Here is a 12,527-nt window from a genome sequence, read left to right on the forward strand (position 1 = left end):
GTGCCGGCTCAGGAGACGTCAAAGGTGCGATTGAGGATTATAACCAAGCTATTCGTATCAATCCTAACTTTGCTTTCGCCTATAACGACCGAGGTATTGCCCGCGCCGGCTCAGGAGATGTCAAAGACGCTATTAAGGATTATAACCAAGCAATTCGTATTAATCCTAACTTTGACTTACCTTATAACAACCGAGGTTTTGCCCGTGCCGGCTCAGGAGACGTCAAAGGTGCGATTGAGGATTATAACCAAGCTATTCGTATCAATCCTAACTTTGCTCAAGCTTACTATAATCGAGGTATTGCCCGTGCTAGTTCAGAAGATGACCACTTAGCAATTGATGATTTACAAAAAGCAGCTAACCTTTTTCAACAACAAGGAAATACAGCCAAATACCAAGCGGTTATTGAGAAGATTAAGCAGATAGGCAGTAGGTTAGCCATTACGCAAAGCAAAAGCTTTGCTGCTTGAGCGATATCATCCTTTGAGTGCTAAACATTAGCTACGACCTCACAATAGAGATGCCCAGCATTGGCGATGGTGCTTTTCCCATTTGCTAGCCATTACTGCGCAAGTCAGTTAATCAGATCCTGCCTTCCGCCATACTGCAAAGCAGAACCTAAAGGCTAGAGTAAAGTAGGAGGCTCACACCTAATCTAATCTCAAGTTGCTAAAACCAGCAATGGTTTAGTCAAAAGTCATTAAAAACTGACACCTGACAATTTAGCAGCAATTAGATTTAGGATCGATTCAGCAAAGAATGCCCAATTCCCAGTGCCCACCATTAACTTAGCAGGTCTAAAACTATGGAACTCACAATTGACAACGTTGAAACAGTCTTAGATGAAATGCGCCCTTATCTCATGTCTGATGGCGGCAATGTGGAACTCGTAGAACTCGATGGGCCTGTTGTAAAACTGCGATTGCAAGGTGCTTGTGGTTCTTGTCCCAGTTCTGCTATGACCCTGAGAATGGGTATTGAGCGCCGCCTCAAAGAAATGATTCCCGAAATTGCAGAAATTGAGCAAGTGGTGTAAAAGTTAGGAGTTAGAAGTTAGGAGTTATGAGTTTTGAATCAACTCCTAACTCCTCATTCTTAACTCCTAACTATTCCTATGTCCCATCCTCTCTACATTGCTTTTATCTGGCATCAACATCAGCCGCTGTACAAATCTCCTGGCAGCGGCGTTTCCCTATCTCCGAGTCAGCAGTACCGTCTACCTTGGGTACGTTTGCATGGAACTAAAGATTATTTAGATTTGGTACTGCTTTTAGAGCGGTATCCTAAGTTACACCAAACGGTGAATTTAGTACCATCGCTGATATTGCAATTGGAAGATTATATTGCTGGCACTGCTTTTGACCCTTACCTCACAGCCAGCTTGACACCGGATGAACAACTCACTCAGCAACAGCGGGAATTTATTATCCAACACTTTTTCGATGCCAATCACCACACCCTGATTGACCCTCATTCCCGCTATGCCGAGTTGTACCAGCAAAGACAAGAAAAAGGGCAAGCTTGGTGTTTAGCAAATTGGGAATTGTCAGATTATGGTGATCTGCTAGCTTGGCACAATTTGGCTTGGATTGATCCGCTGTTTTGGGATGACCCGGAAATTGCTACTTGGTTAAAGCAGGGTCGGAATTTTACTTTAAGCGATCGCCAGCGCATTTATTCCAAACAACGAGAAATCCTCAGCCGCATTATCCCCCAACATCGGAAAATGCAGGAGGCGGGGCAGCTAGAAGTTACCACCACGCCTTACACCCACCCGATTTTGCCGTTGCTAGCTGATACCAACTCTGGTCGGGTAGCTGTGCCCAATATGACACTACCTAAGCAGCGGTTTCAGTGGGCGGAAGATATTCCCCGCCACTTACGGAAAGCTTGGAACTTTTATAAAGACCGCTTTGGACAGATACCTCGTGGTTTGTGGCCTTCGGAACAGTCAGTAAGTCCACAGATACTTCCAGACATTATTAACCAAGGATTTAAATGGATATGCTCAGATGAAGCCGTCTTAGGATGGACGCTGAAACACTTTTTTCATCGGGATGGGGCAGGGAATGTGCAGCAACCAGAACTGCTGTACCAACCGTATCGCCTGCAAACCGCAGAGGGCGACTTGTCAATTGTGTTTCGTGACCATAGATTATCAGATTTGATTGGCTTTACCTACAGTGCGATGCCAGCAAAACAGGCAGCAGCGGATTTAGTGGGACATTTGCAAGCGATCGCTAAAATGCAAAGAGACAGTCAAAGTGAAAAACCTTGGCTAGTTACCATCGCCTTGGATGGCGAAAATTGCTGGGAATTTTATCCCCAAGATGGCAAACCCTTCCTAGAAGCTTTATATCAAAGTTTGAGCGATGAACCCCGCCTCAAACTCGTCACCGTCTCCGAATTTCTCGAAGAATTTCCCGCCACAGCCACCATTCCTGGAGGGCAACTACATAGCGGTTCTTGGGTAGATGGCAGTTTCACTACTTGGATTGGCGATCCCGCCAAAAATCGTGCTTGGGATTATCTGACAGAAGCCAGGAATCTGCTTGCAAGTCATCCCGAAGCGACGGAAGAAAACAACCCAGAAGCGTGGGAAGCATTGTACGCCGCAGAGGGTTCCGACTGGTTTTGGTGGTTTGGCGCAGGACACTCCTCAAATCAGGATGCCATCTTTGACGGGTTGTTTCGAGAACACTTGTTTGGCATTTACAAGGCATTAAATGAACCTGTACCGCCTTATCTCAAGCAACCAGTGGAAATCCACCAAGCACAGGGAAACCACACTCCACAAGGGTTTATTCATCCTGTCATCGATGGTAGGGGTGATGAACAAGACTGGGACAAAGCTGGACGCATAGAAATCGGCGGGGCGCGGGGGACGATGCACAATAGCAGTGTCATCCAGCGACTTTGGTATGGGGTGGATCACCTGAATTTCTATTTGCGGCTGGACTTTAAAACTGGCGCTGCACTAGGGCAGGATTTGCCAGCAGAGTTGAATTTGCTGTGGTTCTATCCAGAAAAAACAATGATTAACAGCCCAGTTCCTTTGACAGATGTACCAGATGCAGCCCCACTTAATTACCTTTTTCATCATCTTCTAGAAATTAACTTGCTGACACAATCGATTCAGTTTCAGGAAGCTGGAGACAATTATCAATGGCAGCCTCGTTTCAGTCGTGCTCAAGTAGCTTTAAATAATTGTTTAGAGTTGGCAGTACCGTGGGCAGACTTGCAAGTTCCGCCAGATTATCCGCTGCGCCTGATTTTGGTGCTTGCAGATGAGGGGCGTTTTTGCAACTATTTGCCAGAAAATACTTTGATTCCCATTGAAGTGCCTTAGAACTCAAAACCTTTGGTGTTATATCATTTCACAAAATACCTAGTAGGGGGGTACATCTGTATATTGATATCAACTTAAGCCAAAACCCTCTTAAAACTTAGTTTCCAACCAGAGATTAGAAATGCTCCTCATAGTGGCTCTGCCGCAAGTCAAGAGGCGGAGCCTCCCAATAGGCATTCCCAGTCAAAGACTGAGAACGAGGCAATCTCTAAAAGCTAATTCTAGACTGGCTTTCACCTTAAGTTGATACGTATGACAGATGTACGTCCCTATAGCCGATTCATTTGTTGTAAATATTTTTAATACATATTTAATCTTTATTGTCAATTCGTAAGTTCTACAAAAATTTATTTTTATTTTTTGAAAGACTTTGATGATTTGGCAAAGTTACAGTAATGTTACTGTCATCAAGAAATAATTGTCGTAAAATTAGAGACATTTCAAAGCAGATATTCTATACTAATGAATCGCTTTTTTCAGAAAATAACAAATTCTCAACAGAGCATTTCACAGCAAACTCAACTTGGTCAGATGTGTGGTTCCAAACGACTATTTCGCGAGCGCTATGAAATATTGCAAATTTTGGGTCGAGGTGGTTTTGGCATCACGTTTTTAGCCAAAAATACCGTATTACCTGGGAATCCCCTGTGTGTCATTAAACAGCTTTGTCCGAAAGTGACTAATCCTCAAAGTTGGCAAAGGGCATGTATGCGCTTTGAAAAAGAAGCAAGAACTTTGGGTCAACTCGGTAGTCATTCGCAAATTCCCATGCTCTTAGATTACTTTCAGGCGAATGGAGAGTTTTTTTTAATTCAAGAATATGTGCCGGGTTTGACTTTGGCACGAGAAGTGCGGCAAACTGGGCCCAAAAGTGAAGCCTCAGTTAAACAGTTTTTACAGGAATTATTACCTGTATTACAGTATCTTCATAAACATCACGTGATTCATCGGGATATTAAGCCCCAGAATTTATTGCGGTGTGAGTATGATAGGCGGATAGTGCTGATTGATTTTGGTGCGGTGAAAGAGCAATTAGTTGACGTTTGTAAAAACTCAATCAATCAACCTGCAAATACCAACTTTATCGGGACTAAGGGATTTGCACCACCAGAACAGTTTTCTCTATGTCCAGTTTATGCCAGTGATATTTATGCACTGGGTGTAACTTGTATTTATATGTTGACTGCTAAAAGTCCTTTAGAATTTGAGTACGACGCTAATACTGCTGAAATCTGCTGGCAAAAAGAGGTAAATATCAGCCACAGTTTCGCCCAGATTTTAGGAAAAATGGTGAAAATTACGTTAAATGATCGGTTTAAGACTGCCGATGAAGTGATGAAAGCTTTAGGTAATCAAAGCTATTTGCCTACTTTGGCTAACTGTCTAAATACTCAAAAATTAAATAATAAAAGTATTACACAACACGAAAACTTTCACGAAACTCCTGATGTATACATCCCACCTGTCGCCAGAACTGCTAATGCTATTCGCAAATGGAGAGCAAAGCTAAAATAAACAAGGTTGTAAAGTTAAGTTTAAGCCTGATTGAGCTAAAGTATCAAATGAACAATTAATCATCGGCACTTGAAAATATCAAAAACCAATTTAGTAAGCATTTTGACGAGATTTTTTAGTCAGTAATCATTGATTGAAGAGGGTTTATCTTTAATACTTAGTCACTTGTCGCTTGCCAATATACAAGCAAAATTACTAGGGCTGGCACATCAAAAAAAATTTTTATTCAGATTATTATATAATCGATAGAATAATTAATCTTATGACTCTCGTAGTTTTCCACAGACAAGGAAGACTAACTACTATTTACAAACGCTAACTATATTAAGTAATTCCCCAATCCCCAGAACAGGGTTTTCTACCATAAGTAAGCGAGAGTCAATTTTTATAAGGGAAAGTTCGGGGCAAACTTAGCCTAAGTTGTCATGCAGTCGCGCCTGTCAGATAATGATCTGCTGCTTAAATCCCGATTGCCCAAATCCCCTGAATCCCAATGGAAAGAAGTTTTGCCAAAGTTGTAGCACCCCATTGGTGTCACTTTTAAGAAATCGCTTCCGTGTCATCCGAGTCCTTTCAGATGAAGGGGGATTTGGCAGAACCTATCTATCAGAAGATGTAGATAAACTCAATGAACGCTGTGTTATCAAGCAATTAGCTCCAAAATTTCAAGGAACTTGGTCGCAAAAAAAGGCGATGGAGTTGTTTGCTGAAGAAGCACAGCGACTACAAGACCTTGGGGAACATCCCCAAATTCCGACTTTGCTAGCTTACTTTGAGCAAGACGGCTGCTTGTATTTAGTGCAGCAGTTTATCAATGGGGAGAATTTGTTAAAGGAGTTGCAACAACGCAAGGCGTATAACGCTAGAGAAATTCAATCTATTTTGCTAGATTTACTACCCATCCTGAAATTTATCCATGATCGCAAAATCATTCATCGAGATATCAAGCCAGAAAATATTATCCGGCATAAAAGTGATGGGCGATTAAGCCTGATTGATTTTGGGTCTTCAAAGCAATTCACCGCCAGAGTTCAGCAGAAATCTGGTACATCCATTGGTTCACATGGTTATTCCCCCTTGGAACAAATAAGAGATGGTAAAGCTTTTCCCGCCAGTGACTTGTTCGGTTTGGGGGCTACCTGCTTTCATCTGTTAACGGGAAATTCTCCCTTTCAGTTGTGGATGGAATCTGGGTACGCCTGGGTGAGTAATTGGCGGGAATATTTGCGGAGTCCATTAAATCCTGAGTTGGATTTTGTCATCGACAGGCTTTTAAAAAAAGACATCCAAGAACGTTATCAGTCAGCCGATGAAGTCCTCAGAGACTTGACTCCAAAACAATTGCTTGCACTGCCACCAGCCGGGAAGTCGTCTGGGAAAATACCACCAACTAAAGCACCATATTTACCAAAAAGTTATTCATTACTGAGAATTTTAATTTTAATAAGTGCTTTCATTCTGTTATTCGGGTTTCAAGAATCTTGGTATAGACATTTTCGCCAGATTCAGACCAGTTTGACCTCTAGGCTGAGTCAGCACAATCGCCCTGGCAAGGATGACGCGCTTTTAGGTCAATCACCAAAAATTACTTTGGGGGAAGTTTCCTTAGCTAATACCCTCCAAGGACATGAAAACTCGGTTTTATCTGTCGCCATCAGCCCTGATGGCAAAACCATTGCCAGCAGTGGCGACGATCGCAAAATCAAACTTTGGAATCTCGCAACCGGAAAACAAATCTTTTCACTCAACGGGCATTCTCAGCAGGTAAATGTCGTGGTGATCAGCCCAGATGGCAAAACTCTGGTTAGTGCCAGTGATGACAACACCATCAAAATTTGGAATCTGGCAACGCGAAAACAAATTCGCACTCTTACAGGGCATTCTGACTTAGTTCATGCCCTAGCCATCAGTGCTGATAGCCAGACTTTGGTTACTGGCAGTGATGATAACACGATTAAAATATGGGATTTGGCAACAGGAGAGCTAATTCGGACACTGGCAGGGCATACATTCTGGGTGCGATCAGTGGCCCTCAGCCCCGATGGCGTGCTTCTTGCCAGTGGCAGTTTTGACAAGACGATCAAAATCTGGAATCTCACAAAGGGATACCCAATCCGCACCCTAGAAGGAAATTCTCAAACAGTAACAAGCATAGCCATCAGCCCAGATGGGAGAACTTTAGCCAGTGCTAGCCGCGATGTCTACGACGGGCTACACCTACGCACCATCAAACTTTGGGATCTAGTTAGGGGAAAAGAAATTCGCACGCTAGCCGGACATGCTAACACTATCACATCCGTAGCCTTCAGTGCCGATGGTAAAATTCTTGCTAGTGGTAGCCGCGATCGCACCATTAAACTATGGAATCCAGCCACAGGAGAGGAAATTCTCACATTGGCGGGGCACACCAACACTGTGACATCCGTCGCCTTCAGTCCTGATGGCAAAACCCTTGTCAGTGGTAGTGAGGATAATACTATTAAGATTTGGCGGTTGTCTCAGTAGGGGCGCACAGGTATATACCCTGACATTAGATATGTTTATCCCTCTAAGATTCCCCCAAACCACTGCAATAAAGCGGTAGTTTCAAGTAACCTAAATTATTAGAAGATAGTCAATCTATATTTACCGCGTTCCTGGGGATTCTTGGAAGTAACAACTATATAGTAAGTATCATCTTCAGGCAACCTAGCTCGGTCAATTAAAGCACTGTACACACCATCTTTATCTTTGTCTTTATCTATAGCGATCGTCTGCCCTTGAGAATTTAGCAAGGCTACGTAAGGAAAAAATTCTTCATCAACACTATCTACACGAATACTTACAAGCTGATTTTTTCTCCCTTGAAAATTAGAAACATTGTAAGCGCCTCCATTTTGTTTAAGGGTTGAGCTTTTGGCAGTTAGTTGACCTGATTCATCTAAAGTATAGCTAGCTCTATCATTCCTCAGAGCCAAACTATAGCGACCTATCTCTCCGGGATCTTGGCTAGTAACTGCAATCTTGTAAGTGCCGTTCTTCGGCAGTCGCGCAAAAATGAATGCATCATCGCCATCACTGCTTTTTTCCAAAGTGCCTTTTTTGACGATGATATTATTATCAGGATCGTGCAGAAACAACAAGGGTTTTAAACTCAAGTTATTTGTTCTACGTGTATCATTACTTCCAATCAGCCTAATTTGGACTAATTGATTTTCTCTGCCCTGAAACTCATAGAAATGAAAATATCTACCTTGAGATTGATAGTCACGCTTACTCAGAATACCCAATGCAACATCTACAAAGTTAATTTCCTTGAAAGTAGGTGTCATCGACGTATAAACCCGTGAATCGTCGAGATTTTGGTTGCCACCTCTACCTGAGTTATAATTCGAGTTGCGAACTCTGCCTGAATTTGAAGACACAGAGTTTGAGTTATAATTTCTACGTCTGGATGGTCTAGAAGTAGAACCATCATTGGAACTATTACTTGCTTGGCTATAATTTCTACGTCTGGATGGTCTAGAAGTAGAACCATCATTGGAACTATTACTTGCTTGGTTAGAGTTTCTACGTCTAGATGGTCTAGAAGTCGGAACATCATTGGAACTATTGCTTGCTTGAGTAGAGTTACTTGTGTCAGAAGATACATTAGACCGCTGAATTGGTGACTCAATAGATGTCTTCCGTCTTGGAGATACTGACGCTTGAGAAGCAGGAATTTGCTCAATTGCTTTTTCTACTGCTTCTGGTTGTCTCTCATCTGGTGATTTGGCAATTACGAAGTCTTGAGAACTTTGAGGTTTTGCCAAAGCACTTATAGGTAGTACATTACTTGTGATCAAAAAACTACTACTCAAGCAAGAAATTAAAATGCGACTTAATTTGCGACGATAGTTATTGTTTTTTACTAGCATAATTACGCTCCTAATTTGGCTGATGATTTTCTATTTAAAAGATAGATGAATTCAAAGTCTAAAAATTTATATTTCAATTTAGATTGCTAGTACACTGTGGTGGAAGTTTACCTACCTTTAACAACTTACTCAAGCAATTGTCTGGTTTGAGATGGTAAGTGGATTTTTGCCAAGCTTTACTCAAATGAATCTCAATTTTGTAAGTATATACTGAGCTACAAGTTGAAATTGCCGCTTTTCGGATTTGTGCCCAGATATATTTGCGAAATCGTTACATATTTGGAAATTTTCCCGCCCACTTACTTAGTTGACGCTCATCAATTCGTCAAAAAGCATCGCTTAAGCACAACTTCCTCAAAGTTTTTTAAATTGTTCAATACCTGATGAGGTAAGGAAATTGGGGATTTGTATGGTATCTCAGTGATATTGACTAACAAGAGAGATTATACTGCATGACTTAAGATGAATATATACCCCAAGTGAAATGGATTCCCAGTATGCTCTGTTGTGTGAATCCCCATTGCCAAAAACCCTTAAATCCTGATAAAAACAACTATTGCCATAGTTGTAGAGCCCAATTGATACCTCTGCTGGGAGGTCGCTATCGTCCTACTCAGGTATTGTCAGATGAGGGCGGATTTGGTAGAACCTATCTGGCAGAAGATGTACACAAACTGAATGAATGCTGTGTTGTTAAGCAATTTGCACCAAAACTTCAGGGAACTGGGCCCCTAACAAAGGCTGTTGAGCTATTTCAACAAGAAGCGAGCCGACTGCAAGTACTTGCAGAACATCCGCAAATTCCAACTTTATTGGCTTATTTTGAGCAAAATAACTATCTGTTTTTGGTGCAGCAGTTTATCGATGGGCAAAACTTGCTTAAGGAGTGGGAGACCCGGGGAAACTATAGCCAAACAGAGATTCGCGAACTTTTGCTAGATTTACTGCCCGTGCTAAAGTTTATCCATTTACGGGGAGTGATTCATCGGGATATCAAACCACAAAATATTATTCGCCGTCAAAGTGACGGGCGATTAGTGCTAATTGATTTTGGAGCCTCCAAGCAGCTGACGGCAACAGTGCAGACTAAAATAGGCACTGTTATTGGCTCACACGGTTACACTGCACTTGAACAAATGCAAGATGGAAAAGCTTACCCAGCCAGTGATTTATTCAGTTTGGGGGCGACTTGTTTTCATCTACTGACTGGGGTTCGCCCATCTCAACTGTGGATACAGCAGGGCTATAGTTGGGTTGCATCTTGGCGACAATATTTGATTAATCCAGGTAGGAACGGGGTTTCTGTATCTATAGAGTTGGATGAAGTTTTGGATAAGCTGTTACAACTAGACATCCAAAAGCGTTACCAATCGGCTGATGAAGTCATCACTGATTTGACACCTCGGCTACCACCATTGTCATCAGTGCCCCCAACTATACTTACACCAACATTTACAGCCACCTCAGCAAACAAAGAGCCAGTTTCACCAAAACCAAATAACAAGCTAAAAAGTCAACTGCTTTTAGGTACTAGTATTTTGGTGATGGGATTGGGAGGAGTTTGGTATTTACAGTCTCGCCCCCATAGAATGAGCGAGTTTTCTGAGCCTATTTCTCAGCCTATTAAGCCCCCAAAAAACGTCTCGGAAAATTCTTTTCTGCCCAAACCCCTGAAGGGGCATTCTAGCGATGTGAATTCCGTAGCTTTCAGTCCTGATGGCAAAACTCTTGCCAGTGCCAGTGATGATAAGACAATCAAGCTATGGAATCTGGCAAGTGAACAGGAAATCCACACTTTAGAAGGACATTCCGATTGGATTTGGACTGTAGCCTTCAGTCCTGATAGCAAAACCCTTGCCAGTGGTAGTGCGGATAAGACAATCAAACTGTGGAATCTGGAGACAGGAAAGTTAATCCGCACCTTGCAGGGACATAACGACGGAGTTAGTTCCGTAGCTTTTAGTCCTGATGGCAAAACTCTTGCCAGTGGCAGTGCTAGTAAGGATAAGACAATCAAACTGTGGAATCTGGAGTCAGGAAAGTTAATCCGCACTTTAGAGGGACATAGCGACGGAGTTAGTTCCGTAGCTTTCAGTCCTGATGGCAAAACCCTTGCTAGTAGTAGCTGGGATAAGACAATTAAATTGTGGAATCTGGAGACAGGAAAGTTAATCCGCACTTTGCAGGGACATAGTGAGCGGATTCTTTCGGTCGCTTTTGCTCCCGATGGTATCACCCTTGCCAGTGGCAGTAAAGACAAGACAATTAAATTGTGGAATTTGAAAACAGGAAAGTTAATTCACACTTTAAAGGGACATAATGATAAGATTAATTCCGTCGCTTTTTTACCCAGTGCAACTCCAAATCGTGTCATCCTTGTTAGTGGTAGTAGTGACAAGACAATTAAACTGTGGAATCCGGTAACAGGAAAGGAAATCCGCACTTTAGAAACGGGTTCTGGATATATTTATACCATTGCCATCAGCCCAGATGGACAAACTATTGCTGGTGGTGGAAGTGGTGAGAATATTCTCAAGATTTGGCAGATGATTCACTGAAAAGTGCAGAAATTTTTGTAGAGAGATAATGCAATGCCAATTTGAGTAGAAATATCAATTTTGAATTGTAGGTATGCACATTTATGGCATGAAAGTCTCACGCAAAGATGCAAAGGAAAATCGATAAAATCATCCCGCATTTATGCAATACTTTAATTATTAAGCGCACCCCTGACCAGAATCACTGTATTTTATAAACCAAAGGCGATCGCTTTGGAAATATTACCTTCAATTCTCGGCATCCGTCATACCTGAAGACGTAATTTTCGGTTTTAACTAGAAAAATTTTCCCTTCTCAAATCGAACTAGCTTTCATGCAATCCGTGACTTCAGTATTGGATCATTTGCCATACACGGTAATTTATTGTATGCCAAAATGCTTATTCGCTCGTTCACAAATGCAACTTTAAGCGGATTCGTATTTGCAGCTAAAGATTGATGCTGGTGCTGTCAGAATTTAATAAGCTTTAACTATTATAGGACTTACGCAAAAAACCTCTCAAACTCTTATTCCTCGGTGTCGCGCCAGTTGCTACCCTGCGGGAACGCTAAGAGCGAACAAGTCGGGGAACTCGCCCAACGCACTGGCTTCTCTGCGTCCTTTGTGGTTCCATTTTCTGTTGCTTGTGCGTAAGTCCTATATTACTGACAGCAATTAAATTGAGGAATGTGATCGTGAAACACTTTAATATCTCCAAAATATTAGGAATTAGTGTTCTAGCTCTAAGTTTAGCTACCTTACCCACAGTTTTGCCCGCTTCTGCTCAGACAACAACCACTCCTGATGGTACTGTTACAAATACTACTACAGACCGCACTGTTACTGGCAGAAATTATCGGGATGGTGATTGGGGTTTACTGGGCTTGCTCGGTTTATTTGGTCTATTTGGTCGCAAGAGCCGCAGAGCCAATGATACTGTAAGTTATGGTGACTCTAATGTGGCAGGCTCCTCTGGCTCCCGTTCTAACTATTAATAACGAGTTTCGTTTTAATTTGGCATAAATTATAAAGATAATTACGGGTAAAGCCTGCCGATGCAGGCTTTGTTTGTGTGTTTACATGACTCCAACTATTGAGGAGTAAGATCGTGCCAAGTTTGCCAGAGTTAACAGCTATAGCACTCGCCATCTTAATTAGGACGTAGAATAGAGAAAGAAGTGATTGATTTGGGTATTATTATGGCAAACCCTTATAGTTATGACCTGCGA

Annotated in this window: 8 protein-coding genes; 7 read left to right on the forward strand and 1 reads right to left on the reverse strand. The window is 42.1% G+C overall.

Annotated features, from left to right (window positions below):
* From V7L29_RS15385 to V7L29_RS15405, 5 genes are all read left to right on the forward strand, one after another.
* Positions 1 to 470 (forward strand): tetratricopeptide repeat protein (locus V7L29_RS15385; protein WP_334736033.1); only part of this gene is annotated, 470 nt, incomplete at its 5' end.
* 335 nt (positions 471 to 805) lie between these two features.
* Entirely contained in the window at positions 806 to 1,036 is a 231-nt protein-coding gene (locus tag V7L29_RS15390) for a NifU family protein (protein WP_012408256.1), read from the forward strand.
* A gap of 78 nt (positions 1,037 to 1,114) precedes the next feature.
* On the forward strand, positions 1,115 to 3,349 hold the full coding sequence (locus V7L29_RS15395; protein WP_334691258.1) for a glycoside hydrolase: 2,235 nt from the start codon (positions 1,115 to 1,117) through the stop codon (positions 3,347 to 3,349).
* Positions 3,350 to 3,811: 462 nt separating this feature from the next.
* On the forward strand, positions 3,812 to 4,864 hold the full coding sequence (locus V7L29_RS15400; RefSeq protein ID WP_334736034.1) for a serine/threonine-protein kinase: 1,053 nt from the start codon (positions 3,812 to 3,814) through the stop codon (positions 4,862 to 4,864).
* A 447-nt stretch (positions 4,865 to 5,311) separates the two neighbouring features.
* Complete coding sequence (locus V7L29_RS15405) at positions 5,312 to 7,369, forward strand: serine/threonine-protein kinase (protein ID WP_334691256.1); 2,058 nt, start codon at positions 5,312 to 5,314, stop codon at positions 7,367 to 7,369.
* Positions 7,370 to 7,467: 98 nt separating this feature from the next.
* On the opposite strand, the gene V7L29_RS15410 is transcribed toward V7L29_RS15405, so the two are convergent.
* Positions 7,468 to 8,760, reverse strand: coding sequence for a peptidase (locus V7L29_RS15410; protein ID WP_334736035.1), 1,293 nt, complete (start codon positions 8,758 to 8,760; stop codon positions 7,468 to 7,470).
* A gap of 497 nt (positions 8,761 to 9,257) precedes the next feature.
* Between V7L29_RS15410 and V7L29_RS15415 the strand changes: the two genes are divergently transcribed.
* Positions 9,258 to 11,318, forward strand: a complete 2,061-nt coding sequence (locus tag V7L29_RS15415; RefSeq protein ID WP_334691262.1) for a serine/threonine-protein kinase — start codon at positions 9,258 to 9,260, stop codon at positions 11,316 to 11,318.
* 675 nt (positions 11,319 to 11,993) lie between these two features.
* Positions 11,994 to 12,293 carry a WGxxGxxG family protein gene (locus V7L29_RS15420; protein WP_334736036.1) on the forward strand — a complete coding sequence of 100 codons (300 nt, stop codon included), beginning with the start codon at positions 11,994 to 11,996 and terminating at the stop codon, positions 12,291 to 12,293.
* The last annotated feature ends 234 nt before the right edge of the window (positions 12,294 to 12,527 follow it).

The organism is Nostoc sp., from assembly GCF_036916575.1.
GTDB lineage: Bacteria > Cyanobacteriota > Cyanobacteriia > Cyanobacteriales > Nostocaceae > Nostoc.